The sequence below is a fragment of the Streptomyces sp. NPDC031365 genome (genome assembly GCF_055569765.1).
Genome location: NZ_JBVIIM010000036.1, coordinates 19,039 through 44,705, shown reverse-complemented (window position 1 = coordinate 44,705; position 25,667 = coordinate 19,039). Strand labels below are relative to the sequence as shown.

Annotated in this window: 25 protein-coding genes; 14 read left to right on the top strand and 11 right to left on the bottom strand. The window is 71.8% G+C overall.

Features of this window, described 5'->3' with window-relative positions:
- The first annotated feature begins 4 nt into the window (after positions 1-4).
- On the top strand, positions 5-1,360 hold the full coding sequence (locus ACZ5C2_RS34215) for a hypothetical protein (protein ID WP_468800015.1): 1,356 nt from the start codon (positions 5-7) through the stop codon (positions 1,358-1,360).
- A complete protein-coding gene (locus tag ACZ5C2_RS34210; protein ID WP_468800013.1) occupies positions 1,357-1,773 on the top strand; it encodes a hypothetical protein in 417 nt (138 codons plus the stop codon). The genes ACZ5C2_RS34215 and ACZ5C2_RS34210 overlap by 4 nt, the downstream gene beginning before the upstream one ends.
- Here the strand turns inward: ACZ5C2_RS34210 and ACZ5C2_RS34205 are convergent.
- Together ACZ5C2_RS34205 and argS are read right to left on the bottom strand one after the other, a co-directional pair.
- Positions 1,750-2,196 carry an HIT family protein gene (locus ACZ5C2_RS34205; RefSeq protein WP_468800011.1) on the bottom strand — a complete coding sequence of 149 codons (447 nt, stop codon included), beginning with the start codon at positions 2,194-2,196 and terminating at the stop codon, positions 1,750-1,752. The genes ACZ5C2_RS34210 and ACZ5C2_RS34205 overlap by 24 nt on opposite strands.
- A 93-nt stretch (positions 2,197-2,289) precedes the next feature.
- Positions 2,290-4,038, bottom strand: coding sequence for an arginine--tRNA ligase (argS, locus tag ACZ5C2_RS34200; protein WP_468800009.1), 1,749 nt, complete (start codon positions 4,036-4,038; stop codon positions 2,290-2,292).
- Positions 4,039-4,256: 218 nt separating this feature from the next.
- Between argS and lysS the strand changes: the two genes are divergently transcribed.
- Positions 4,257-5,999, top strand: coding sequence for a lysine--tRNA ligase (lysS, locus tag ACZ5C2_RS34195; RefSeq protein WP_468800007.1), 1,743 nt, complete (start codon positions 4,257-4,259; stop codon positions 5,997-5,999).
- Positions 6,000-6,060: 61 nt separating this feature from the next.
- On the opposite strand, the gene ACZ5C2_RS34190 is transcribed toward lysS, so the two are convergent.
- From ACZ5C2_RS34190 to ACZ5C2_RS34180, 3 genes are all read right to left on the bottom strand, one after another.
- Entirely contained in the window at positions 6,061-7,365 is a 1,305-nt protein-coding gene (locus ACZ5C2_RS34190) for a DUF2637 domain-containing protein (protein WP_468800005.1), read from the bottom strand.
- An 88-nt stretch (positions 7,366-7,453) separates the two neighbouring features.
- Positions 7,454-8,314 (bottom strand): DUF3558 family protein, encoded by an 861-nt coding sequence (locus ACZ5C2_RS34185; RefSeq protein WP_468800003.1) that lies wholly within the window; start codon positions 8,312-8,314, stop codon positions 7,454-7,456.
- Positions 8,315-8,432: 118 nt separating this feature from the next.
- Positions 8,433-9,233 (bottom strand): DUF3558 domain-containing protein, encoded by an 801-nt coding sequence (locus ACZ5C2_RS34180; protein WP_468800001.1) that lies wholly within the window; start codon positions 9,231-9,233, stop codon positions 8,433-8,435.
- Positions 9,234-9,449: 216 nt separating this feature from the next.
- Here ACZ5C2_RS34180 and ACZ5C2_RS34175 point away from each other — a divergent pair, with 216 nt between their 5' ends.
- A complete protein-coding gene (locus tag ACZ5C2_RS34175) occupies positions 9,450-10,643 on the top strand; it encodes an RtcB family protein (protein WP_468799999.1) in 1,194 nt (397 codons plus the stop codon).
- Positions 10,644-10,686: 43 nt separating this feature from the next.
- On the opposite strand, the gene ACZ5C2_RS34170 is transcribed toward ACZ5C2_RS34175, so the two are convergent.
- The 3 genes from ACZ5C2_RS34170 to ACZ5C2_RS34160 form a co-directional block, all read right to left on the bottom strand.
- Entirely contained in the window at positions 10,687-10,842 is a 156-nt protein-coding gene (locus tag ACZ5C2_RS34170) for a hypothetical protein (protein WP_468799997.1), read from the bottom strand.
- Positions 10,842-11,618 (bottom strand): SDR family NAD(P)-dependent oxidoreductase, encoded by a 777-nt coding sequence (locus ACZ5C2_RS34165; protein WP_468799995.1) that lies wholly within the window; start codon positions 11,616-11,618, stop codon positions 10,842-10,844. The genes ACZ5C2_RS34170 and ACZ5C2_RS34165 overlap by 1 nt, the downstream gene beginning before the upstream one ends.
- Positions 11,619-11,703: 85 nt before the next feature.
- On the bottom strand, positions 11,704-12,039 hold the full coding sequence (locus tag ACZ5C2_RS34160) for a YnfA family protein (RefSeq protein ID WP_468799993.1): 336 nt from the start codon (positions 12,037-12,039) through the stop codon (positions 11,704-11,706).
- An 88-nt stretch (positions 12,040-12,127) separates the two neighbouring features.
- Between ACZ5C2_RS34160 and ACZ5C2_RS34155 the strand changes: the two genes are divergently transcribed.
- A complete protein-coding gene (locus tag ACZ5C2_RS34155) occupies positions 12,128-12,637 on the top strand; it encodes a MarR family winged helix-turn-helix transcriptional regulator (RefSeq protein WP_468799991.1) in 510 nt (169 codons plus the stop codon).
- A 71-nt stretch (positions 12,638-12,708) separates the two neighbouring features.
- Here ACZ5C2_RS34155 and ACZ5C2_RS34150 read toward each other — a convergent pair whose 3' ends face one another.
- Complete coding sequence (locus ACZ5C2_RS34150; RefSeq protein WP_468799989.1) at positions 12,709-13,110, bottom strand: winged helix-turn-helix transcriptional regulator; 402 nt, start codon at positions 13,108-13,110, stop codon at positions 12,709-12,711.
- Between the two features lie 125 nt (positions 13,111-13,235).
- Here ACZ5C2_RS34150 and ACZ5C2_RS34145 point away from each other — a divergent pair, with 125 nt between their 5' ends.
- The 8 genes from ACZ5C2_RS34145 (at position 13,236) to ACZ5C2_RS34110 (ending at position 22,841) form a co-directional block, all read left to right on the top strand.
- Positions 13,236-14,126, top strand: coding sequence for an NADP-dependent oxidoreductase (locus ACZ5C2_RS34145; RefSeq protein WP_468799987.1), 891 nt, complete (start codon positions 13,236-13,238; stop codon positions 14,124-14,126).
- 98 nt (positions 14,127-14,224) lie between these two features.
- Positions 14,225-15,319, top strand: a complete 1,095-nt coding sequence (locus tag ACZ5C2_RS34140; protein WP_468799985.1) for an LLM class flavin-dependent oxidoreductase — start codon at positions 14,225-14,227, stop codon at positions 15,317-15,319.
- The gene (locus ACZ5C2_RS34135) at positions 15,316-15,942 is read left to right on the top strand and encodes an FMN reductase (RefSeq protein ID WP_468799983.1); all 627 of its coding nucleotides are present in this window, start codon (positions 15,316-15,318) and stop codon (positions 15,940-15,942) included. The genes ACZ5C2_RS34140 and ACZ5C2_RS34135 overlap by 4 nt, the downstream gene beginning before the upstream one ends.
- A gap of 345 nt (positions 15,943-16,287) precedes the next feature.
- Positions 16,288-17,013, top strand: a complete 726-nt coding sequence (locus ACZ5C2_RS34130) for a response regulator transcription factor (RefSeq protein WP_468799981.1) — start codon at positions 16,288-16,290, stop codon at positions 17,011-17,013.
- Positions 17,014-18,480 (top strand): HAMP domain-containing sensor histidine kinase, encoded by a 1,467-nt coding sequence (locus ACZ5C2_RS34125; protein ID WP_468799979.1) that lies wholly within the window; start codon positions 17,014-17,016, stop codon positions 18,478-18,480.
- A gap of 199 nt (positions 18,481-18,679) precedes the next feature.
- Positions 18,680-19,948, top strand: a complete 1,269-nt coding sequence (locus tag ACZ5C2_RS34120) for an ArgE/DapE family deacylase (protein ID WP_468799977.1) — start codon at positions 18,680-18,682, stop codon at positions 19,946-19,948.
- Positions 19,949-20,019: 71 nt separating this feature from the next.
- Positions 20,020-20,727: an AAA family ATPase gene (locus tag ACZ5C2_RS34115; RefSeq protein ID WP_468799975.1), complete on the top strand. Its 708-nt coding sequence runs from the start codon at positions 20,020-20,022 to the stop codon at positions 20,725-20,727.
- 170 nt (positions 20,728-20,897) lie between these two features.
- Entirely contained in the window at positions 20,898-22,841 is a 1,944-nt protein-coding gene (locus tag ACZ5C2_RS34110; RefSeq protein ID WP_468800077.1) for a sigma-70 family RNA polymerase sigma factor, read from the top strand.
- Between the two features lie 7 nt (positions 22,842-22,848).
- Here the strand turns inward: ACZ5C2_RS34110 and ACZ5C2_RS34105 are convergent, their stop codons facing one another.
- Positions 22,849-23,484: a glyoxalase gene (locus ACZ5C2_RS34105; RefSeq protein WP_468799973.1), complete on the bottom strand. Its 636-nt coding sequence runs from the start codon at positions 23,482-23,484 to the stop codon at positions 22,849-22,851.
- A gap of 74 nt (positions 23,485-23,558) precedes the next feature.
- On the opposite strand from ACZ5C2_RS34105, the gene ACZ5C2_RS34100 reads away from it, so the two are divergent.
- Complete coding sequence (locus ACZ5C2_RS34100) at positions 23,559-23,918, top strand: hypothetical protein (RefSeq protein ID WP_468799971.1); 360 nt, start codon at positions 23,559-23,561, stop codon at positions 23,916-23,918.
- Here the strand turns inward: ACZ5C2_RS34100 and ACZ5C2_RS34095 are convergent.
- A complete protein-coding gene (locus ACZ5C2_RS34095) occupies positions 23,912-25,420 on the bottom strand; it encodes a SulP family inorganic anion transporter (protein WP_468799969.1) in 1,509 nt (502 codons plus the stop codon). The genes ACZ5C2_RS34100 and ACZ5C2_RS34095 overlap by 7 nt on opposite strands.
- Positions 25,421-25,667: the final 247 nt, after the last annotated feature.

The window sequence follows — 25,667 nt, the reverse complement described above, 5'->3', positions numbered from 1 at the left end:
CACCATGAAGACGACCGAGATCAACGGCTCGCCCCCGGAGGGCGGGCCGCGTGACGCCCCCATACCCTGCCCGGCCCACCGGCGCGTCGTGGACATCGGCATCGGGGCACGCCCGGCGGGACGCCCGGTCGACCCCGTGGACAGCCAGGAGCGCGTCACCCTGATGCGGGCCTTCACCCGGGCCAACACCGGGCTCAGCAGGGTGCAGAACCCCTTGGGGGAACTGGGCACGGCCCTGCTGAAGACGTACCAGGCCGCGCTGACGGGGATCGACGCCGTGGAGCGTCTCACCCTCGGCCGTACGGCGGGCGAGGCACGGCACCAGGCCGCCGCCGTACGTGCCCGGCACACCGCGGACGGCCCGGAAGGGCTGCGCCGCGGCCGTATGCCGTGGGCATGGCTCCAGTGGATCGCGCTCATCACCAACGCCGCGTTCGACCTGCCGTTCATCGGCCGGGCCATGGCGGAGATGCTGAGCATCGGCGGCGACGGCGTCATGGACACGGCCGCCGAGTACCTCGTCTACCTGGTCACCCTCGGCGTGGCCGTCCTCCAGTTCGCCCTGGGCCATCTGCTCGGCAGGTCGCTCTTCCGATGGCGGGTGCGCGTCGGCCGTCGCCCGGAACGCGTACGGCGCCCGCTGCGGGCGGCCTGGCGGCACCTGTGGCGACCGGACGGCCCCCGTACCGAGACCCGGCGGCCCGACGATCTGCCCTGGCCCGTCCTGTTCTGGCCGGTCCTGGCCAACCTCGCGCTGATCGCGATGCTCGGCTTCACCGCGTCGTCCCGGGTGTACAAGAGCGACCCCGCGGACTTCGGTCCGGGCGGCAGCGCCGTCGCGGTGTTCCTCGTCCTCACGCTCAGCCTCGCCACCCTGGCCACCACGGCCCTCGCCCACAATCCGTTCGCCGAGAGCGACAAGGACGCCCGGACCGCCCTGACCGCCGCGCAGCGGCAGGTGGGCGGGCTGGTGCCCCCCGCACGGCAGCTGATCACCGCGCACAGCGACTCCTGGCACCGACTGCGCGCCGCCCTGGAACAGGCCCGGGCCGACGCGTACCAGGTCGTCGACGACGCCTGCGCGCTGATCGTCGAACAGCGGGCCGAGTCCGGTCTGGCCGGCAGCATGGAGATGCCCCTGCGCGACTACGAGTGGCCCACCGCCGGCGAAGAGGGGACCGGAGCCGCCACCCCGCGGCTGCGCCTGGAGATCCTCGACCAGGGCCAGGCCCTGCTGCGCCGCTACGCCCCCGGCAGGCTCGAGGACTGGCTGGAACACCGCGTCGGGGAACTCAACGAGCAGTTCACGTTGCCGGAGTCCGGACCGGCCGCCCCCGCGCAGCGGGCCCCCGCCCCATGACCGCCCCCCGCCACCTGCGCGAACAGGACCTCAAACACCTGGAGTTGCTGCAGAGCGTGATCAGCCGCCTCAGCAACAACTCGTTCATGGTGAAGGGCTGGAGCATCACGCTCAGCAGTGTGCTGATCGCCGTGGCGGACCGTGGCCACGGCTGGAAGCCGGTCCTGGTGACCGTCGCCGTGGCCGTCGGCTTCTGGCTGCTCGACGGCTACTACCTCCGCCAGGAACGGCTGTTCCGTACCCTCTACGAGAAGGTCGTCACCGGCGACGGCCCGCCCCCCGCGCTCACGATGGACGCCGAACGGTACGGCGGCCCGGTCTCCTGGCCGGGCGTGCTGCTGTCCCGGCCGCTCCTCTTCTGCTACGGCATCCTCGTCGCCGCCGACAGCCTATTGATCCTCGCCCTGCGCTGACCCCACCCGCTCCCGGCCGCCCGAACCCTCCGGTGCCGTCCACGGCAGGAGGATGCCGTCCCCGGGCCGACGCGGCACCACATGGACGTGCAGATGCCGGACCGTCTGCGTGGCCGCCGCGCCCCGCGACGTGATGATGTTGCAGTCGCCCACCTCGGCGGCGAGTTCGGCGGCGTACCGCATCGTCGTCGCGGAGACGGACGGATCGGCCGCCACGTCGGGGACGTGCGTCGTGGGCAGGACCAGTACATGCCCATGGGTCACGCCTCCGCCCCGGGGCGTGATGGCCAGCGCGTCCGCCCAGCGCCGTACCACCCGCGCGGGCGCGGTACCCCGCACGATGAGACAGAACGGGCAGTCGGATGCCGGGTCTCGGTCGACGGCCTCGTCGTCCCGGTGCCCGCCCTCGGCGCGGTCGGACATGTCACTCCTTCAAAGCCGGTTGCCTCGTGTGCACGACGCGGCCCGTCCTCCCACCAGGGAGAGGACGGGCCGCGCGGGGGTGTGTACGGGTGGTCAGAGCCGCTCGGGCGTCCGGATGCCCAGCAGGGCCATGCCCCGGTGCAGCGTGCGGGCCGTGAGGTCGCAGAGGAAGAGGCGGTTCTCCACCTGCTCCGGTGAATCGGCCTTCAGCACCGGGCACTTGTCGTAGAACGTCGTGTACAGCGACGCCAACTGGTACAGGTACGCCGCCAGCTTGTGCGGGGCGTACTCCGCGGCCGCCTCGAAGACGGCGTCCCCGAACGCGTCCAGGTGCAGGCCCAGCGCGCGCTCCGCCTCGTGCAGGGCCAGCTCCGGGTGGGCCGCGGGGCGGACCTCACCGGCCTTGCGGAGGATGGACCGGATACGGGCGTAGGCGTATTGGAGGTACACGCTGGTGTCGCCGTTGAGCGAGACCATCTGGTCCAGGTCGAACTTGTAGTCGCGGCTCGGCGAGGTCGACAGGTCCGCGTACTTCACGGCGCCGATGCCGACCTGCGCGGCCCGCTCCTGGATCTCCTCCTCGGTGAGGTCCCGCGCCTTCTCCCGTACGACCTGCGCGGCCCGCTGCACCGCCTCGTCCAGCAGGTCCTCGAGGCGTACGGTCTCGCCCGCACGCGTCTTGAAGGGCTTGCCGTCCGCGCCGAGCACCGTGCCGTAGCCCATATTGTGCGCGGTGACGTCGTCGCCGAGCCAGCCGGCCCGGCGGGCCGTCTCGAAGACCATCCTGAAGTGCAGCGACTGACGCACGTCGACGACGTACAGCAGCGTGGTCGCGTGCAGGTCGACGACGCGGTTGCGGATCGCGGTCAGGTCGGAGGCCGCGTAGCCGAAGCCGCCGTCGGCCTTCTGCACGATCAGCGGGACCGGCTGGTCGTCCTTGCCGCGGATCTCGTCGAAGAACACCACGAGCGCGCCCTCGGAGCGCACCGCGACGCCCATCTCCTCCAGGAGCCGGGCGGTCTCGGGCATGCCCTCGTTGTACGCGGACTCGCCGACGATCTCCTCGTCGCGGATCTCCATGTCGAGCTTGTCGAAGACGGAGTTGAAGTAGACCTTCGACTCGTCCACGAACTGCTGCCACAGCTCGAGCGTCTCCTTGTCACCGGACTGGAGGGCGACGACCCGTCCCCGGGCCCGCTCCTTGAACTCCTCGTCCGAGTCGAAGACGGCGCGCGACGCCTTGTACACCCGGTTCAGGTTCGACATGGCCTGCTCGCCGTCGACGTCCTCGGCCGGGGCCAGCTCACCGGGGTGCTCGAACAGGTACTGGATGAGCATGCCGAACTGGGTGCCCCAGTCGCCGATGTGGTGCCGGCCGATCGTCTGCTCGCCGGTGAAGTCGAGCATGGAGCGCAGCGCGTCGCCGATGACCGCCGACCGCAGGTGACCGACGTGCATCTCCTTCGCCACGTTGGGCTGGGCGTAGTCGACGACCGTGACGCCCGCGTCCTGCTTCAGCGGCACACCGAGACGCTCGCCGTCCGCGTGCCGCGCGGCGAGGTTCTCCGTGATCGCCCGGTCGGCGAGCGTGATGTTGAGGAAGCCGGGGCCGGAGACCTCGACGTCCTTGATCAGGTCGCCGGTGGTGACGCGCGAGACGACCTCGGCCGCCAGCTCCCGCGGGTTCGCCTTCGCCTTCTTCGCCAGCGCGAGGATGCCGTTGGCCTGGAAGTCCGCCCGGTCGCTACGTCGCAGCAGCGGGTCCGCCTCCGGCTGGGTGGCCGGGAGAGCGGACGTGAGCTGCTGGTTGACGAGATCGGTGAGCGATGTGACCGAGGCCATGTGAGTGGGTGCCTGTTCTCCTCGTGGGTGCAGATAGACGCGGTCAGTATCCCATGGGGGGTGAAGCGGTTTTCTCGACAGCGGAGCCGCACGGCGGGCGGCCCGGCGGTGCCCCTGGGCGCCCTGGTGAAAAGGCGTTTTCGCCGTTGCCGCCGTTGCTGGGAGAATGGAGCGGCCAGCCGTGCGACCGTACCGGCTGCTCCAGCAGAAAGAAGGACGTGCCGATCGTGGCTCAGAGCACCGAGACCACCGACTGGGTCTCCCGTTTCGCGGATGACGTCATCGAGGAGTCGGAGCGTCGGGCCCCGGGCAAACCCGTCGTCGTCGCGTCCGGCCTGTCCCCGTCCGGCCCGATCCACCTCGGCAACCTCCGCGAGGTCATGACCCCGCACCTCGTCGCCGACGAGGTCCGCCGCCGCGGCCACGAGGTCCGGCACCTGATCTCCTGGGACGACTACGACCGGTACCGCAAGGTCCCGGCCGGTGTCCCCGGAGTCGACGAGACATGGTCCGAGCACATCGGCAAGCCGCTGACCTCCGTCCCCGCGCCCAAGGGCTCGGCCCACCCCAACTGGGCCGAGCACTTCAGGGCCGCGATGGTCGCGTCGCTGGCCGAGCTGGGCGTGGAGTTCGACGGGATCAGCCAGACGGAGCAGTACACCTCCGGCGTCTACCGCGAGCAGATCCTGCACGCCATGAAGCACCGCGGCGACATCGACGCGATCCTCGACCAGTACCGCACCAAGAAGGCCCCGGCGAAGAAGCAGCAGCAGAAGCCCGTCGACGAGGCCGAGCTGGAGGCCGCCGAGGGCTCCGGCGCGGCCGCCGAGGACGACGGCAGCTCGGGTTCGGGCGGGTACTTCCCGTACAAGCCGTACTGCGGCAACTGCGAGAAGGACCTCACCACCGTCACCTCCTACGACGACGACTCCACCGAGCTGACCTACGCCTGCACCGCGTGCGGCTTCTCCGAGACCGTCCGGCTGAACGAGTTCAACCGCGGCAAGCTGGTCTGGAAGGTCGACTGGCCCATGCGGTGGGCCTACGAGGGCGTGATCTTCGAGCCCAGCGGTGTCGACCACTCGTCCCCCGGCTCGTCGTTCCAGGTGGGCGGACAGATCGTCGGGATCTTCGGCGGCGAGCAGCCCATCGGGCCGATGTACGCCTTCGTCGGCATCAGCGGCATGGCGAAGATGTCGTCGTCGAAGGGCGGGGTGCCCACCCCGGCCGACGCGCTGAAGATCATGGAGCCGCAGCTGCTGCGCTGGCTGTACGCCCGGCGCAGGCCCAACCAGTCCTTCAAGATCGCCTTCGACCAGGAGATCCAGCGTCTCTACGACGAGTGGGACCGCCTCGACGCCAAGGTCGCCGAAGGCTCCGCGCTGCCCGCCGACGTGGCCGCGCACTCCCGCGCGGTGCGCACCGCGAGCGGTGAGCTGCCGAGGACGCCCCGGCCGCTGCCGTACCGCACGCTCGCCTCGGTGGCCGACATCACCGCCGGTCACGCGGACCAGGCACTGCGGATCCTGAGCGACCTCGACCCGTCGAACCCGCTGGGCTCCCTGGACGAGGCACGGCCGCGCTACGACAAGGCCGAGGCGTGGATCAACACCCACGTCCCCGCCGACCAGCGCACCATCGTCCGCGCGGAGCCCGACGCGGAGCTGCTGAAGTCGCTCGACGAGCGGGGACAGCAGTCGCTGCGGCTGCTGCTCGACGGGCTCGCCGGCAACTGGTCGCTGGACGGACTCACCCACCTCGTCTACGGCGTGCCCAAGGTCCAGGCGGGCTTCTCCGCCGACGCCACACCCAAGGAGCTGCCGGCGGAGATCAAGACCGCCCAGCGGTCGTTCTTCGCGCTGCTGTACCACCTGCTGGTCGGACGGGACACCGGACCGCGGCTGCCCACACTGCTGCTGGCCGTCGGACAGGACCGGGTGCGGGCCCTGCTCGGGGAGTAAGCGGTCCCACGGGGGAGGGGGCGCCCGGTCCCGGTCGGGCGCCCCCCTCCCCCGTACCGCCCTACGCGATGTGGTCCTCTTCCAGTTCCGCCGTGTGGCGCTGCTGGAAGCGTTCGGCGAGGTCCTTCAGGGCGCTCGGGGTCAGGGTCGTCCCATAGGTGGCCTGGATGTTGTCGCCGAGGACGCGGGGCGTGGGATAGCTGCCGTCTATCGACTGACGGAACACCTGGTAGTACGCCTCCTCGTCCGGGCCGTCGGCGGGAGTGCCACCGCCCTCGCCCAGCTCACGGGTGCGGCCGCCGGGGACCACCGGGATGGGGAAGCTGCCGGTCTCCTCCGGGGAGGGCTCCCGAAGGGGTGGCTCCTCCTGGTACTGGTCCTGGTACTGCTCGGCGTGCTGCTGCTCCTCGTACCAGCGGGCGTCTTCCTCGTCCGGGTCGTAGGTGGGGTCGTAGCCGCCCTGGTACTCGACCGTGCGGGGGTCCCGGGCATGGAGCCACTGGTTCTGGTCGTCCGTGACGGCTTCCCGGTCGTTGTTCCGGGTGCGCTCGGGCTGGCGGTTGCCCTCGAGTTCCAGGAACTGCTCGTTGTGCGGTGCCGCGCCCACTTGTGCCGCCCCGGAGGCACGACCGCCCATGGCCGCCCCGGGGGCGGGGGCCGGGGGAAGGAGGGCCGGTTCTATGCCCGCTGCCGCCAGACCGGCCGGGGCGGTGTCCGCCAGGGGGACGCCGTACTTGGCAAGGCGCAGCGGCATCAGGGACTCGACCGGGGCCTTGCGTCGCCAGCCGCGGCCGAAGCGGGAACGCAGGCGGGCCCGGTAGACCAACCGCTCCTGCTCCAGCTTGATCACCTGCTCGTAGGAGCGCAGCTCCCACAGCTTCATCCGGCGCCACAGCAGGAACGTCGGAAGCGGCGACAGTACCCAGCGAGTGAGCCGGACGCCCTCCATGTGCTTGTCGGCGGTGATGTCGGCGATCCGGCCGACCGCGTGCCGGGCCGCCTCCACCGAGACGACGAACAGGATGGGAATGACGCTGTGCATCCCCACACCGAGCGGATCCGGCCATGCCGCCGCGCCGTTGAACGCGATGGTCGCCGCCGTCAGCAGCCATGCCGTCTGCCGCAGCAGTGGGAAGGGGATGCGGATCCAGGTCAGCAGCAGGTCCAGCGCCAGCAGGACGCAGATACCGGCGTCGATGCCGATCGGGAAGACGTAACTGAATTTCCCGAAGCCCTTCTGCAGGGCGAGCTCACGGACGGCCGCGTACGAACCCGCGAAGCCGATCCCGGCGATGATGACGGCACCGAAGACGACCACACCGATGAGAATCCGGTGCGTCCGTGTCAGCTCAAGTGGCGCGGCCACCCGTACTCCCCTCCCAGTGCGTGTCGTTGCGCGCAACAGAGTGGCACATGTGTGCGGGGCACGGGTGGCCGGTTCTGGTTCAGAGGGCTCAGCTCTTGCCGGAGGACGACTTCGTGGCCCGCTTGGACGGCTCTGCCGACCCGGCCTTGGACGGCTTCGCCGACGCCGACGCGGACGGCGAACTGCCCGCCGCACCCGTGCCGTTGGCCTCCGTCACCGAGGTCAGCACCTCCTTGGCCGCCTTCTTCGCGTCCTTCAGGAGGTCGTCGGCGTCCGGTGTCTTGTCACCGGCGAGACCGGCACCGTTGTAGTCGAGCGTGACGACGACGTTCTCGACGCGGGCCACGACCGTCTGTTGCTTGAAGGTGCCTTCCTTCTTCTTCAGGTTGTAACGCACCGTCGTGGCCTCGTCACCAGTCCCGGTGAGCGGCTCCACCTTGGTGCCCTTCGCACCCTCGACCGCCTGGGCGTCCCGCACCTGCTTGTCGTAGTACTTCTCGGCCAGCTTGTCGCCCGCGCCGCGGGTGGTGTCGGAGTCGAAGCGCAGCAGTGACACGTTGAGCCAGCGGAACTGCGAGCCCTTCACGCCGTTGTTGTCCAGGCTGTTCCAGGAGCAGCTGGCACGGGCGGAGACGTCGTCCGAGTCGCCCTGCTTGCCCGACTTCGCCTTCGGGGCCAGGTCCTTCAGGGTCTTCTTCGACAGCACCCCGCACGCCTCGGGAAGCTTCTTGTACGCGGCTGCCCGCACGGTCGGGGACGGGCTCGCGGACGTCGAGGCCGAGGCGTCGGCTCCCTTGTCCTTGCCGTCGTCGGAGCCGGAGTCCGAGGAGCAGCCGGCGGCGATCAGCATCACCGGGACGGCGGCCGCGCAGACAAGGACGCGGGTAAGGCGCTTCGCTCGCTCGGGCTGCTCTCGCTGTGCTCGTCGCTGCATGGTTCCTTCACTCATGACGCTCTTGTTCCCTGCGGTCGGATCGGGTCCGAGGGGTCACGGTACGCGGTGAGCCGCCCGCTCGGTCTTCCTTCGCGTGGTTCACGCAGGCGGGCGGAGGGGCCGTGAACGGGCCTCAGCCGCCCAGCGAATCGGCCAGCTCGGTGGCCAGTTTCCCGGCCCTGTCCTGCATTTCCCTGCTGTCCGGGACGCTGCCGACGGTCATCGGCTGCTCCGCGTACTCGACGGTCACGATCACGTTGGACGTGCGGAACGCCACAGTCACCGTGCGCTGCTGGGCGGTCGAACCGGCGCTGTCGAGCTCGTCGTCGAGGAATGCCTCATCGCCCAGTTCCTCCAGGACGCGGGGCCGGAGATCGGTGGGTGCGGCGGAGGGTGACGTGGAAGGGGCGGAGGAAGGGGACGAACTGGGGTCCGCGGACGCCTCGGTGGAGGGCGAGGTGGAATCCGTCGACGTCACCACCGGCTCGGGGAGCTCCGCCCCCGACCGCTTCGTCGCGAAGAGCTGCTCGGCCTGGGCGTCGTCGCTCACGGCGTTGTCGTAGGAGACGACCCGCTCGAAGTCGACCAGCAGATGGTCGGTGGCCGTGGCCGACTCCACCTTCCAACGGCAGCCCACCTTGCGGTCGGTGTCGTAGGTCAGCGTCGCCTCGCCCGCGTACGCCTTCTCGCGCTTGACCTCGTCGGTCATCTCCCCGATGCCGGGCAGGAGTTCGTCGAGCGTCTGGTCCTCGACCACTCCGCAGGGCTCGGGCAGCGTGGCGTACTTGCCGGGCTGGGCCGCCTGGGTCGCCGTACCGGTGCTCCCCGGGTTGGAATTGTCCGACTGGCCGCCGTCGTCCGGGCTGCCGGTGCAGCCGGCCAGTACGGCCGCCAGGAGCGCGGCGACGCCGGATACGTACGCCTTCCGCTGCACGGTCGGGCTCCTCTCGACGGTGTGCGCGGGCCGGTGCCCGCCGGGCCTTCCCAGTGTCCCCGCTGGTTATTCGCTTGCCGCAGGGGGGCGCCCATCACAGACAATGTGTATCGCACGCACTGCCGTGGACGCCGGTCCGTCATCCCTTTTCGTCGACCTTGGTGCCGGTTTTGCGGTACGAGACTTCTGTAGGTCTGCCGGGGGAATGAGGACGTTATGTCGTACGTGGAAATGCCGGGCGCGAAGGTGCCGATCCGTATGTGGGCCGACCCGGCGACGGTGGAGGAGGGCGCGCTCCAGCAGCTGCGGAACGTCGCCACCCTGCCGTGGATCAAGGGCCTGGCCGTGATGCCGGACGTGCACTACGGGAAGGGCGCGACGGTCGGATCGGTCATCGCGATGCACGGTGCGGTGTGCCCGGCGGCGGTGGGAGTCGACATCGGCTGCGGAATGTCGGCCGTGAAGACGTCCCTGACGGCGAACGACCTCCCGGGCGACCTCTCGCGGCTGCGGTCGAAGATCGAGCAGGCGATTCCGGTCGGGCGGGGCATGCACGACGGCCCGGTCGACCCGTCCCGTTTCCACGGCTTCCAGACCGCCGGCTGGGACGGCTTCTGGGGACGGTTCGACGGGGTGGCGGATGCGGTCAAGTTCCGTCAGGAGCGCGCCACGAAGCAGATGGGAACGCTCGGATCCGGCAACCACTTCGTCGAAGTGTGCACGGATACGACCGGTGCTGTCTGGCTGATGCTGCACTCCGGTTCCCGGAACATCGGCAAGGAACTCGCCGAGCACCACATCGGTGTGGCCCAGAAGCTTCCGCACAACCAGAACCTGGTCGATCGTGACCTCGCCGTCTTCGTGGCGGACACCCCGCAGATGGCGGCGTACCGCAACGACCTGTTCTGGGCCCAGGAGTACGCGAAGTACAACCGCTCGGTCATGATGGCGCTCCTGAAGGACGTGGTCCGCAAGGAGTTCAAGAAGGCGAAGCCGGCGTTCGAGACGGAGATCAGCGCGCACCACAACTACGTGGCCGAGGAGCGCTACGACGGCATGGACCTGCTCGTCACCCGCAAGGGCGCGATCCGGGCGGGCTCCGGTGAGTACGGGATCATCCCGGGATCGATGGGAACGGGTTCGTACATCGTCAAGGGCCTCGGCAACACCAGCTCCTTCAACTCGGCGTCGCACGGCGCAGGTCGGCGGATGAGCCGCAGCGCGGCGAAGCGGCGCTTCTCGACGAAGGACCTTGAGGAGCAGACGCGGGGCGTGGAGTGCCGTAAGGACTCCGGGGTGGTGGACGAGATCCCGGGCGCGTACAAGCCGATCGAGCAGGTCATCGACCAGCAGCGGGACCTCGTGGAGGTCGTCGCGAAGCTGAAGCAGGTCGTCTGCGTGAAGGGCTGACGAGGCGAAGGCGACAAGGAGAGCGGGCCCCGGGCGGGGCCCGCTACTTCGCGTGACTCACCGCGTAGATCATGACGAACGCGACGATGTGGATGCCGAAGAGGAAGTAGGCGAGGTAGTACCAGACGATGCGTTCGCGCTTCGTCTCCAGGGCCAGGCGGCGCTGTTCGGCGTTCGCACGCTGTTCGGCGTTCGGCATCACGGCTCCCGGTGGATCTTGGCGTTGGAGGCCTGGGCGCGGGGGCGGACCACGAGCAGGTCGATGTTGACGTGGGGCGGGCGGGTGACCGCCCAGGTGATGGTGTCGGCCACGTCGTCGGCCGTGAGGGGGTCCGGCACGCCCTGGTACACCTTCTCGGCCTTCTCCGTGTCGCCGCCGAAGCGGGTGAGGGCGAACTCCTCCGTCTTGACCATGCCGGGCGCGATCTCGACGACGCGCACCGGGCGGCCGACGATCTCCAGGCGGAGGGTCTCGGCGAGGACGTGGGCGCCGTGCTTGGCGGCGACGTAGCCGGCGCCGCCCTCGTAGGTGGAGTGACCGGCGGTGGAGGAGACGACCACGACCGTGCCGTCGCCGCTCGCGTCCAGCTTGGGGAGCAGGGCCTGGGTGAGGTGGAGGGTGCCGAGGACGTTGGTCTCGTACATGGTGCGCCAGTCGTCCGGGTCACCGGTGGCGACCGGGTCGGCGCCGAGTGCGCCGCCGGCGTTGTTGACGAGCACGCCGACGGTGGTGAAGGCGGTGGCGAACTCGTCGACGGCCGTGCGGTCGGTGACGTCGAGGGGATAGGCCGTGGCCTGGTGGCCGGCCGCGGTGATCTCCTCGGCGAGGGCCTCGATACGGTCCTTGCGGCGGGCGGTGAGGACGGCCCGGTAGCCGGCCTCGGCGAGCCGGCGGGCGGTGGCGGCACCGATTCCGCTGCTCGCGCCCGTGACGACGGCGATACGGGATGCGGCGGGCGGTGCGGCGGTGGCCATGGGGCTGCTCCTCGGGCGGTCGGGGCCGTGCCCGGCCAGCATAGGCGGGGCCGGGCGGGGGCCGGCGGGGCGGTCGCCGGGGGCGTCAGCCGGTGCGCGGGGCCCACATGATCACGGCCATGCCGGCGAGGCACACCAGTGCGCCGGTGATGTCCCAGCGGTCCGGCCGGTAGCCGTCGGCGACCACGCCCCACAGGATCGAGCCGGCGACGAAGATGCCGCCGTACGCGGCCAGCACCCGGCCGAAGTGGGCGTCGGGCTGGAAGGTGGCGACGAAGCCGTAGGCGCCGAGGGCGAGGACACCGCCGGCCGCCCACATCCAGCCGCGGTGTTCGCGTACGCCCTGCCAGACCAGCCAGGCGCCGCCGATCTCGAGCAGCGCGGCGAGGACGAACAGGGCGGCGGAGCGGAGGATCAGCATGCGCGCAGCCTCGCACGCGTCTGCCGGCGGGCCGTACGTCACCTGTTGGAGGGCGTCTGGTCCGGGCCGCGGCGGGGATACATGCGGTATGTCCGACGGGCCGAGAGGAGTGGGTGTGCCGGTGAGCGCGCGGCCGCGGCTGACCGCGGAGCTGGCCGTGGTGTCCCGGCGGTACATGGCGTCGTACGCGCTGTTCAACCAGGCGCTCGCCGACCACCTGGGGCTGCATCCCACCGATCTGCAGTGTCTGAACCTGCTGACGCTGGAGGCCGGTCCGGTGACGACCGGGCGGATCGCGGAGCTGACGGGGCTGACGACCGGGTCGGCGACGCGGCTGGTGGACCGGCTGGAGCGGGCGGGCCATGTGGTGCGGGAGCGGGACGCGGGGGACCGGCGGCTGGTGCTGGTGGCGCCGGTGCCGGAGAAGGCCGCGGAGTTCGGGCGGGTGTGGGAGCGTCTCGGGGGCGGCTGGATCGCGCTCTTCGACGACCTCGACGACTCCGAACTCGCCCTGTTCGTCGACCATATGAAGCGTGCGACGGATTTCGGTGCCGAACAGGCGGCCCGGCTGCGGTCGGGGGAGGTCCAGGAGGTATAGGAGGTATAGGAGGTATAGGAGCTCGGGAGGCTCGGAGGGCTCAGGAGGCTCGGAGGGCTCAGGAGGTCTGGCTAGTCCGTCTCGGCGTCGTAGTGCTCGCGGGCCCGGTGCACCTCGTCGAAGTGGGTCTCCGCCCAGTCCTTCACGGCGGTCAGGAGCAGGCTGAGGCTGGTTCCGAGCGGGGTGAGTTCGTAATCGACGCGGACGGGGACGGACGGGGTGACGGTGCGGGTGAGGATGCCGTCGCGTTCCAGTGAGCGCAGTGTCTGGGTGAGCATCTTGGGGCTGACTCCGGCGATCTTGCGACCGAGGTCGCTGTAGCGCATGGGGCCCGTGGCGAGGGCGCTGACGACGAGGCCGACCCATTTGTCACTGATGCGGTCCAGGAGCTGGTTGGTCGGGCAGTCCTTGAGGAACGCGTCGTACTCGACGCGTGCCTGTTCGCGCCGCTGGGCCGCTGTCGTGGTCGCCATGGCTCACCTCCGGGAGACAAACGCACTCTCAGGTAACTACTTACTTCTGGATAGTAACTCTTCCTAGGGTTGTGGTCAGCCGCGGAGGAACCGTGGTGAACAGGAACAATCAGGGAGCTTCTGTCATGCGTGCTTCAGTGGTGACGTCGTTCGGTGGGCCCGAGGTCGTGCGGGTCGTGGAGGCGGAGGTGCCGGAGCCGGGGGCCGGTCAGGTCCGGATCAGGGTCGGGGCAGCGGCACTGAACCCGGTGGACGCGGCGGTCCGGGAGGGCGTCTTCGGTGGGGCGGGCCAGTCGATCGGGCTCGGCTGGGATGTCGCGGGGACGGTCGACGCGGCCGGGGCGGCGACCGCGTGGAGCGCCGGGGACGGGGTGGTCGCGCTCGATCACGGCATGGTGAAGCCGCTGGGGACGCACGCCGAGTATGTCGTCGTACCGGCGGAGGCGGTGGCGCGGGCGCCCCGGACGGCCGACGCCGTGCACGCGGCGACGCTGCCGCTGAACGCGCTGACGGCCGCGCAGGCCCTGGATCTGCTGGCCGTGCCCGAGGGCGGGTCGCTGCTGGTGACGGGCGCGGCGGGGGCGGTCGGTGGGTACGCCGTCCAGCTCGCCGCGCGTCAGGGGATCACCGTCACCGCCCTGGCCCGGGAGGACGATGAGGAGCTCGTGCGTTCGCTCGGCGCCGCACGCTTCACGGGCGGTGCGGTGGAGGCGGGGAGCTTCGACGCCGTGCTGGACGCGGCGGTGCTCGGTGAGCGGGCGCTGGAGTGGGTGCGGGACGGAGGCGCGTACGCCGGTGTGATTCCACGCGCGGAGCCGGCGGCGGCGCGCGGGGTGCGGGTGGCCGCCGTCGAGGTGGCCGCGGACGGGGCCCGGCTGGCGGAGCTGGTGCGGTTGGTGGACGAGGGGGCGCTCACGCTCCGGGTCGCGGAGGCGTATCCGCTGGCCGACGTGGTGAAGGCGCACGCGCGGCTGGCGGAGGGCGGGGTGCGGGGGCGGTTGGTGCTGGTGCCGTAGCCGCGGCATCGGGGGTACCCGGCGGTGGGAATAGGAGGGGGCGGGGCGTCGTTCCAGGGGTATAGTTGAACCGTCAACAACCTGGAGGGTGAGCGGGCATGCAGTTCGGGATCTTCAGCGTCGGGGATGTCACCCCCGACCCGACCACGGGGCGCACGCCGACCGAGCGCGAGCGGATCAAGGCCATGGTCGCCATCGCGCTGAAGGCCGAGGAGGTGGGCCTGGACGTCTTCGCGACCGGTGAGCACCACAACCCGCCGTTCGTGCCGTCCTCGCCGACGACCATGCTCGGTTACATCGCGGCGCGCACCGAGCGGTTGGTCCTCTCCACCTCGACCACCCTGATCACCACCAACGACCCGGTGAAGATCGCCGAGGACTTCGCGATGCTCCAGCATCTGGCCGACGGCCGGATGGACCTGATGATGGGGCGCGGGAACACCGGCCCGGTGTATCCCTGGTTCGGGAAGGACATCCGCCAGGGCATCAACCTCGCGATCGAGAACTACGCCCTCCTCCACCGGCTGTGGCGCGAGGACGTCGTCGACTGGGAGGGGAAGTTCCGCACCCCCCTGCAGGGCTTCACCTCCACGCCCCGCCCGCTGGACGGCGTACCGCCGTTCGTCTGGCACGGATCGATCCGCTCGCCGGAGATCGCCGAGCAGGCCGCGTACTACGGCGACGGCTTCTTCCACAACAACATCTTCTGGCCGGCCGACCACACCAAGCGCATGGTCGAGCTGTACCGGGCCCGGTACGCCCACTACGGGCACGGCACTCCGGAGCAGGCGATCGTCGGCCTGGGCGGTCAGGTGTTCATGCGGAAGAACTCGCAGGACGCGGTGCGCGAGTTCCGCCCCTACTTCGATGTCGCACCCGTCTACGGGCACGGTCCCTCGCTGGAGGAGTTCACCGCGCAGACCCCGCTGACCGTGGGCTCCCCGCAGCAGGTCATCGAGAAGACCCTGTCGTTCCGCGACTACGCCGGTGACTACCAGCGCCAGCTGTTCCTCATGGACCACGCGGGTCTGCCGCTGAAGACCGTGCTGGAGCAGCTCGACCTGCTCGGCGAGGAGGTCGTCCCGGTGCTGCGCGAGGAGTTCGCCAGGAACCGCCCGGCCGGCGTGCCGGACGCGCCGGCCCACAGTTCGCTGCTGGCCACCGCCAGGCGGAAGGAAGGAGCGCGGGCATGAGGCTCGTCGTCGTATCGGCCGGACTGAGTGTCCCGTCCTCCACACGGCTGCTCGGTGACCGGCTGGCCGCCGTCGCCGCCCCGGCCGCGACCGCTCCCGAACCCGGGCCGGCGGACATCCGGGTGATCGAACTGCGTGACCTCGCCGTGGAGATCGCGCACACCTTCACCAACGGTTTCCCGGGCCGGGCACTGTCCGACGCGTTCGACGCGGTGACGGGGGCGGACGGGCTGATCGTGGTCACGCCGGTGTTCTCGGCGTCGTACAGCGGGCTGTTCAAGTCGTTCTTCGACGCGCTGAGCGTCACCGACCCCGACGCCCTCGCCGGGAAGCCGGTGCTGATCGCCGCGACGGGCGGCAGCGCACGGCACTCGCTGGTGCTGGACCACGCGTTGCGTCCGCTCTTCTCCTACCTGAGGGCCGTCGTCGTGCCGACCGGCGTCTACGCCGCCTCCGAGGACTGGGGGGCCGAAGGGCTCGACGGACGCGTCGAGCGGGCGGCCGGGGAACTGGCCGCGCTGATGGCGGGGCTGTCGGCCACCCGCCCGCTGCCCCGGCGGGACTCCTTCGAGGAGGTCACCCCGTTCGAGGAGCGGCTGGCGGCGCTGCGGCCGACGGGGTGAGACGGGGACGGGACGCAGCGGCACCCGGTCAGCTCCGGTGAGCGACAGCCGCCCCCGCCCCGCCGTCGCACCGGGCACCGGTCATCACCGGCACGGTGGCCCATCGCCGCGCATGGGCCGGCTCGCTCGGCACGGTGGCCGATCGCCGCGCATGGGCCGGCACGCTGGGCACGGTGGCCCATCGCCGCGCATGGGCCGGCTCGCTCGGCACGGTGGCCCATCGCCGCGCATGGGCCGGCCCGCTGGGCCAGGGAGGTGAGGCCGCCGGGTGAGATACGGGTAAGAAGCGCGCCCCGGCACCGTCCACCGGGGCCGGGGGACCCGGGCGGTTGGCACACTGGGCGCGTGCCGCACACCCTTCTGCTCGCCGAAGACGACCGCGCCATCCGCAACGCGCTGGAGCGCGCCCTGACCCTGGAGGGCTACCGGGTCACGGCCGTCGCCGACGGCGTCGAGGCACTCGCACAGGCCCACCGCAGCCGGCCCGACGTCCTGGTCCTCGACGTGATGATGCCCGGCATCGACGGGCTCCAGGTGTGCCGGGCGCTGCGCGCCGAGGGCGACCGCACTCCCGTGCTGATGCTGACCGCGCTGGTGGAGACCGCCGACCGGATCGCCGGACTCGACGCGGGCGCCGACGACTACGTCGTCAAGCCGTTCGACGTCGAGGAGGTCTTCGCCCGGCTGCGCGCCCTGCTGCGCCGCGCGGCCCCCGTCGCGCCCGCGCCGGCCCCCGGGCCCGTGGAGGAGCCGGGGCCGGACACCACCGGGCGGTTCGTCGAGGCGGCCGGGCTGCGCATGGACCCGCAGGCGCGCCGGGCCTGGCGCGGTGAACGGGAACTGGAGTTGACCCGCACCGAGTTCGAACTGCTGGAACTGCTGCTCCGCAACGCCGGCGTCGTCCTGGAACACGCCACCATCTACGACCGTATCTGGGGCTACGACTTCGGCCCCGGTTCCAAGAACCTCGCCGTCTACGTCGGCTATCTGCGCCGCAAGCTCGACGAGCCCGACGCGCCGCAGCTGATCCACACGGTGCGCGGTGTGGGTTACGTGCTGCGGGAGGGCTGAGTGACCGCGGGCGGTGTGCGGGCGTCGTCGGTTCCGCGCCGGCGGCTGCGGCTGCTGTCGCTGGGGACCACGTTCGCGGTGGCGTTCGCGGCGGTCACCGCCACGATCACCGTGCTGGTCGGCATCCTGTCCTACAACGCGGCCGCCCGGCTGGTACGGGTCGACCAGCAGTCCGTGTTCGACGAGGTCGTGCAGGACCTGCGCAGCGAGGTCCGGGAGAACCGGATGACGCCGCTCGACTTCTCCTCCGCCGCACCCGGCCACGATCTGGTGCGGCCCGCGCGGACCGACGTCCAGGTGCTCGGGGCGGACGGCAGCATCTTCGACCCCGGCGACCCGGGGCTGCCGGTGGTCGACGCCGACCGCGGGATCGCCGGTGCCGCCACGGCGGGACGGGTGGTCGTGCACGCGGGCGTGGACGTCGGCGACGACGTCTACCGCGTCGCGACCGTCTCACTGGGCGGCGAGCGGGGCGCGGTGCAGGTCGCGCAGGAGTTCAGCGACACCGAGGACCTGCTGCGGGCACTCCAGCGGCGCACGCTGATCCTGATGGTGGCGGTCGTGATCGGCGCAGGGCTGTTCGGCTGGTGGCTGGCCCGGCGCATCACCCGCCGCCTCGTCGTCCTCACCAACGCCGCCGAGGTCGTCGCCCGCACCCGCCGGCTCGGCATCCAGGTGCCGGTCGCCGGCTACGACGAGGTGGGGCGCCTCGGCCGCGCCTTCGACCGGATGCTGGGCCGGCTCGCCCAGTCCGAGGAGGACCAGCGCCGGCTGGTGCAGGACGCCGGGCACGAGCTGCGTACGCCGCTCACCTCGCTGCGCACCAACATCTCGCTGCTGCGCCGCATCGACGAACTGCCGCCCGGCACCCGTGAGGAGCTCGTCGCCGACCTCACCCAGGAGGCCCGCGAACTGACCGACCTCGTCAATGAACTGGTCGAGCTCGCGGCCGGGCAGTCCGACACCGAGCCGCCGCAGCGGGTCGACCTCGCGGACATCGCCGAGGACGTGGCGGGACTGGCCCGGCGGCGCTCCGGACGGGAGATCGTGGTCCGCGCGAGCGGCGACACCTCGACCGACGGGCGACCCGGGATGCTCACGCGGGCGCTGTCCAACCTGGTGGAGAACGCGGTCAAGTTCGACCGGGACGGCCGGTCACCGGTCGAGATCCGCGTATCGGGCCCGGCGCGTCCGGGCACGGTACGCGTGGAGGTGCGCGACCGGGGTCCGGGCATCACCGACGACGACCTGACTCGCGTCTTCGACCGCTTCTACCGCGCCGCCGACGCACGTTCCCTGCCGGGATCGGGGCTCGGTCTGTCCATCGTCCGGGAGGTGGCGCTGGCCCACGGCGGAGCCCCGTACGCCTTCCGGCGGGAGGACGGCGGGACGGTGACCGGGTTCACGGTGGGCGGTGGAGCGGGGAGAACGGGCGAGCGCGGGGGCGAGGAGCGGCGCGGCCGGTAGCCCGGGGGCCCTCCCGACCCAGCCACCTGGCCGTGGGGCCGGATGGGGCATGACCGTCGCGCACATGGGCGCCCCTGCGGGCGGCCGTGCCGGAGCCGTCGAACGGCACCGCGACGCAGGCGTAGGGCCCGCTCTCGCTGCGCAGGTATGGATGCGGGGGCGACGGGGTGTCGCCCCGGGGGCGAGGGGAGGGCGGAGCGTGCTGACGGACGAGGAGGCGGCCGCGCTGGCGGCGGTCGACGAGGAGGCTCTGGGGCGGACGTTGCTGGAGCTGATCGCGGTGCCGAGTGTGACCGGGAGCGCCGCCGAGTCGGAGCTCCAGCATCAGCTGGCCGGGCGGCTGGAATGGCTCGGCCTGGACATCGATCTGTGGCCGCTGGACCTGCCCGCGCTGCGCGGCGACCCGGACTTCCCGGGTACGGAGGCGCCCCGCGAGGAGGCGTGGGGGCTGGTCGGGACCACACCCGACGGCGGCGACGGACCCACCCTGATCCTCCAGGGCCACGTCGACGTCGTACCGCCGGGCGACCTCGGCGCATGGGAGGGGGATCCGTTCGTGCCCCGGGTGACCGGGGACCTCGTACACGGGCGCGGGGCCTGTGACATGAAGGCCGGACTCGCGGCGCACCTCGCCGCCCTGGCGGCGATACGGACGGCCGGGACACGCCTGCGCGGCCGGGTCGCCGCGCACTTCGTCGTCGGCGAGGAGGACGGCGGGCTCGGCGCCTTCGGCACCCTGCGGCGCGGTCATCGCGGGGACGCCTGCGTCATCGCCGAGCCCACGGCCGGCACCCTGATCACCGCCAACGCGGGCGCGCTGACGTTCCGTATCGCCGTGCCCGGCAGGGCGGCGCACGGCAGTTCGCGGGAGCGGGGGGTCAGCGCCGTCGACGCCTATCTGCCGCTGCACCGCGCGCTGGCCGCGCTGGAGACCGAACGGAACCGGGACCCGGACCCGCTGCTCGCCGAGTACCCGATCCCGTACGGCCTGTCGGTGGGCACCCTGCGCGCCGGGGACTGGGCGAGCAGCGTGCCCGATCTGCTCCTCGCCGAGGGCCGGTTCGGCGTACGGCTCGGAGAGGACCCGGCGGACGCACGTGCCGCGCTGGAGCGGTGCGTGGCCGAGGCGTGCGCCGCGGACCCCTGGCTGCGGGACCATCCGGCCACGGTGAGCTGGCCCGGCGGGCAGTTCGCGAGCGGCCGGCTTCCGGAGGGACACGCCCTCGCGGACGTGGTCGGGACGGCGTACGCGGACGCGACGGGCGGCGGCCGGCGGCCGAGGCTGCGCGGGGCCACGTACGGCAGCGACCTGCGGCACTACACCGGGGCCGGCATCCCGACGCTGCAGTACGGCCCCGGCGACATCGCGGTCGCCCACAGCGCCCGCGAGCGGGTCTCCCTGCGGGAGACGGTGCGGGCGGCGAGGGCGCTGGTGCTGACGGTGCTGCGTACCGTCGGCACGAAGTGAGGGGCGGATCACCGGCGGCGTACCGGGCGGGGGCCTGACCCCGGCCCCTCCCTCATGGGAGACTCGGGCCCGTGATCATCGAACGTGCGTACGCACACAAGGGCGCGTACGACGAGGGGGAGTGGCCCTGGTCGGTCCCCTGCGTACGCGAACTCCTGGGCGACGGGATGCGCTTCACCGCCCCGGTGTCCTTCGTCGTCGGTGAGAACGGCTCGGGCAAGTCGACCCTGGTCGAGGCCCTCGCCGAGGGCTTCGGCCTGGACCCCTGGGGCGGCTCGCACGAGTGGCGCTACGCCAGCCACCGCACCAAGTCCGTCCTGGGCGAACGCATCCGTTTCGACGCGGCTCCCCGGGGCCGCCGCATGCTGACCTCCTGGTCCGCCCGCCAGGGTTTCTTCCTGCGCGCCGAGACGGCCCTGGACGCCCTCGGCCGGGAGGGCCTGGACCCCGACGCGCGCAGCCACGGTGAAGGCTTCCTGGCGGCGTTCCGGGGTAAGTTCCTGCGCCCCGGCCTGTACGTCCTCGACGAGCCGGAGGCCGCCCTGTCCTTCTCCTCGTGCCTCGAACTGCTGGGTCACATCGACCAGTTGACCGGCGCGGGCGCACAGGTCATCTGCGCCACCCACTCACCCCTGCTGACCGCGCTCCCCGGCGCGGACATCATCGAGGTCGGTGACCACGGCATGCGCCGCACCGCCTGGCAGGACCTGGCCCTGGTCGACCACTGGCGCCGCTACCTCACCGACCCGGGGGCGTATCTGCGGCACGTGCTGGAATGACGCCCGCGCGTTTCAGTCATCCGGTTTCCGTTATCCGGCCCGGGGCGATGGCTCTCCTCTTGTGACAGGGCCAGGACAGTACGGTCCAGGACCGAGAAGGAGCGTGGACGAGCGTGGCAGCGAGCATCGGACCCGACAGGGCGACGGTCGAGGCGGCACAGCGTGGCGACATGCGCGCACAGGACGAACTCGTCGCCACTCACCTCCCGTTGGTCTACAACATCGTGGGCCGGGCCCTGAACGGGCACCCCGACGTCGATGACGTGGTGCAGGAGACCATGCTCCGCGCCCTCGCCGCGCTGGGCTCACTGAAGGACCCCTACGGGTTCCGGTCCTGGCTGGTCGCCGTCACCATGAACCAGCTCCGCCACCACTGGCGCGGTCACCGTACGGCTCCGGCCAGTTCGGGGCTGCACGACGCGTACGACGTCGCCGACCCGGGTGCCGACTTCGTGGACCTGACGATCGTGCGGCTCGGGCTCGAGGGTCAGCGGCGTGAGGCCGCCGAGGCCACTCGCTGGCTGGACCCCGACGACCAGGCGCTGCTGTCGCTGTGGTGGCTGGAGGCGGCGGGCGAGCTGACGCGGGCGGAGGTGGCGGCCGCGCTGGACCTGTCACCGCAGCACACGGCGGTGCGCGTGCAGCGGACGAAGGCGCAGCTGGAGACGGCCCGGCTGGTGGTGCGGGCGCTGTCCGCCCGGCCGAGGTGCGTCCTTCTCGACGACGTGGTCGCGTCCTGGGACGCCGTCCCCTCGACCCTGTGGCGCAAGCGCATCGCCCGCCACGCCCGGGACTGCACGGTCTGCGCGGGCTTCCAGTCGGGCCTGGTTCCGGCGGAGGGCCTGCTGGTCGGCCTGGGGCTGGTGCCGGTGGGCGCGAGCCTGCTCGCCGCTTCCGCCCTGTTCACCGTCTTCGGCGCCGGAACGGCGGACGCGTCGCAGCTGTCCCATGCCGGGGAGGCGACGGGACCCGGGGCGGTGCATGACGGGCCGGGCATGGTGCCGGGCCCGGGCGACCCGGGGATGACGTTCGCGGGGCCGGGGGGACCAGGAGGGCCGGGTGAGGTGCCCACGGGCCGGAGCGGGGCGTGGGGCGACCCGGGGGGTGTGCCGGGTGACGCCGGGGGTGCGGGTGGTGACCTGGGAGGGCTGTCGGCCGGATCCGGCGGGGCGTGGACGGACCGTGGCGGTGCGCATGCCGGATCCGGCGGGGTGTGGACGGAGGGTGGCGGTGCGCAGGAAGGCCCCGGTGGGGTGCCGGACGGCCGGGCGGCCGCGTACGGGGACGGCACGGGACCGGTGGCCGCGGACAATCCCGCCGCGGCCTCCGGACCGGGCACGGTGGTGGGCCACCGTACGAACCTGCGCGCGCGGAGCCGTCGGCGCAAGCGGCGGGGCCGGACCGTCGCGGCCGTGGCCGCGGCGCTGCTGGTCACCGGCGGCACGATATCCGGGATAGCCCTCCTGACCCCGGACGGCGACGCGGACCGGGTGCGGGCGGCGTCCGAGAGCGGCCCGGAGTCCGTCGCAGCCACTCCCGGGGCTGCCACCCCGTCCGCCGGAACCTCCTCCTCGTCGGCTCCCCCCTCGTCCTCCCCGTCGCCCAGTGCGTCCACGAGGAAGCCGAAACCCCCGGCCACGCCCCGACCGGAGAAGTCCGAGGCGAAGTCCGCCCCCGTCCGCACCTCGGCGCCCGCGGAGCAGCCCGCGCCGCCGCAGCCGGACGAGCCGGCCGCGCCCCCCGCCGGAGGCCCCGCGGCCCAGGTCCTGAGCCTCACCAACACGGAGCGTTCCAAGGCGGGCTGCGGTCCCGTGACGTCCGACGACCGGCTGGCCAGGGCGGCCCAGCTGCACAGCGAGGACATGTCGGCCAACAACTACTTCTCGCACACCGGCCAGAACGGCAGCAGCTTCGTGGACCGGGCCAAGGCACAGGACCACCCGAGCCCCGGAGCCGAGAACATAGCCCGGGGCCAGAGTTCCGCCGCGAGCGTCATGGACGCCTGGATGAACTCCCCGGGCCACCGCGCGAACATCCTCAACTGCTCACTGAAGACACTCGGCGTCGGCGTGACCGAGAGCGACTGGACGTGGACCCAGGTGTTCGGCTACTGATCCGCTGTCAGCCGGCGGCGTCCGGCTGCTGACCGGGGCCTTCCCAGACGAACCCGTCGGGGTCGGTGAACGGGCCGGCCGGGCTGGAGACGGCGAGCCGGTGCGATCCGGTGCCGTCGGCGGGGACGCCCGCCACCTTGGCGAGGGCGCGGCGCTTGTACAGCGACAGCTTGACCGTGTCCGGGGCCGTGGTGAACTCGACGTACTTGCCGCCGAAGCTCTTGCCCACGGTGAGGCCCCGCTCGACGTAGAACTGCTTGCTCGCCTTGACGTCCTCGACGCCCAGCAGGAGCACGATCTCGTCGACGTCCCGGGTGGCCGGCCCGGTGTCCTTCTTCGACGACGTCGCGAGCTGCCAGATCGTGCCGTCGGGGGCCTGGACCACGCCGCCGTAGCCCCACAGCGACTTCTCCGCGGGCTTCAGGCTGGTGGCGCCGGCGTCGAGGGCGGCGGCGTGGAGCGCGTCGACGTTGCCCGGCTGGGACACCACGAGGGAAAGGGTGAAACCGCGGAAGCCGGTCGTGGGAGCCTCGGAGCCGCGTACGCGCACCCGGGACCCGTCCAGTGCGAAGGCGTCGGAGTAGAAGCGTGCGGCGGCCGTGGGATCGGCCACCTCCAGGGCGACGGAGTCGATGGAGTTCATGCCTACGACGGTAGGGGCGACCCCCTCGCCACCGCTTCTCGAAAACTGACCGGTCAGGGCTGAGCGGTGGCGACGTGGCCACGGGTGACGCGCCCGCCGGGATCGACGCCGTCGCCTACAACCCGGGATTCGTGCCCGGCACCGGCCTCGCCCGCAACGCCGGTCCCGTCTCCCGGTTCGCGATGCGCCGCGTCCTGCCGGTGCCGACCCTCACCCCGTTCGCCGTGAGCCGTGAGGCGGCGGGCCGCCGTCTCGCGGATGTCGTCCTCGGCATCACGCCGGCGCCGAGCTGGTCCTACGTCGACCGGGGCCGCGCGGACCGCTCGTCGGAGGAGTCCTACGACCCCCGGCGCGAGACCGAGCTCTGGGAGACCGCCGAACGCCTCACCGCGGCACACGACACGGCCCCGAGGGCACGGATCGCCGGTCAGTGACTGCCGGTGAGCTCACCACTGAGCGTCCTGTGGATGCGGGCGCTGGGCTCGTTCAGCCCGACGATCTCCACGCGCTTGCCGCGCTGGGCGTACTTGGTCTCGATGGCGTCCAGCGCGGCCACCGACGAGGCGTCCCAGATGTGGGCGGCGGACAGGTCGATGACGACCCGGTCGGGGTCGGTACCGTACGCGAACTGGCCGACCAGGTCGTTGGACGAGGCGAAGAACAGCTCACCGGTGACCCGGTAGACGACCGTCCCGCCGTCGGGGTCGGTGACGGCGGTGACCTCGGCCAGGTGGGCGACGCGCTTGGCGAAGACGACCATCGCGGTGACCGAACCGGCGACGACACCGATCGCGAGGTTGTGGGTGGCGACCACACACACGACGGTGACCACCATGACCGTGATCTCCCCGGCCGGCATCCGCCTGAGCGTCTTCGGGGCGACGGAGTGCCAGTCGAACGTGGCGAACGACACCATGACCATGACGGCGACCAGCGCCGCCATCGGAATGTCGGAGACCACCGGCCCGAAGACGATGCACAGCACCATCAGGAAGGCGCCCGCCAGGAACGTCGACAACCGGGTACGGGCCCCGGACACCCGCACGTTGATCATCGTCTGGCCGATCATCGCGCAGCCGCCCATGCCGCCGAAGAAGCCCGTGACGATGTTGGCGACACCCTGGCCGACGGACTCGCGGGTCTTGGAGGAGTGGGTGTCGGTGATGTCGTCGACCAGCTTGGCCGTCATCAGCGACTCCATCAGCCCGACCAGGGCCATGGCGAAGGCGTACGGCGCGACGGTGGTGAGGGTGTCGAGGGTGAACGGCACGTCCGGCAGTCCGGGAACCGGCAGCGAGGACGGCAGCCCGCCCTTGTCACCGACGGTCGGCACCGCGATCCCGGCCGCGATCGTGACGACGGTGAGGATCACGATGGACACCAGCGGCGCCGGGACCACCGTGGTGACCTTCGGGAAGAAGACCATCAGCGCCAGTCCGGCGGCGATCAGCGGATAGACCGGCCAGGGCACGTCCGTCATCTCCGGCACCTGCGCCATGAAGATGAGGATGGCCAGGGAGTTCACGAAGCCCACCATCACGCTGCGCGGCACGAACCGCATCAGCCGGGCCACCCCGAGCGCGCCGAGGACGATCTGGAGGACACCGGCGAGGATGACGGCGGCGATCAGGTAACCGAAGCCGTGCTCACGGTTGAGCGGGGCGATGACCAGGGCGACGGCGCCGGTGGCCGCGGAGATCATGGCCCGTCGGCCGCCGACGACCGCGATGGTCACCGCCATCGTGAACGAGGCGAACAGACCGACCGCCGGATCGACCCCGGCGATGATCGAGAACGAGATCGCCTCGGGAATCAGCGCCAGCGCGACCACGAGACCGGCCAGCACCTCGGTGCGCAGCACCTTCGGGTCGGAGAGCCAGGACGGGCGCCGGGAGCCGCGCAGCCAGGCGGACGGGGACAGTGCGGAGGTGGTCAAGACGAAGGGAACCTGTCGTGCTCGGGCACGCCCGCGTCACGGCGGGCGTGCGGGCCAACATGGGACGTGTGTGGGACGCGGAGGGCCTCGGGCGGTCGTCCGTCCGTGAAGTCCGTGAACGGCGGACCGACGTCAGAGGGCGGCGGCGAGGCGGCGGGTGCGGGACTTCGGTGCCGTCGGCGGGCGGAGCGTCACGGCGGGCAGACAGCGGCGCCGGGCAGCACGGACATGCGCACGCTCTCTCCTG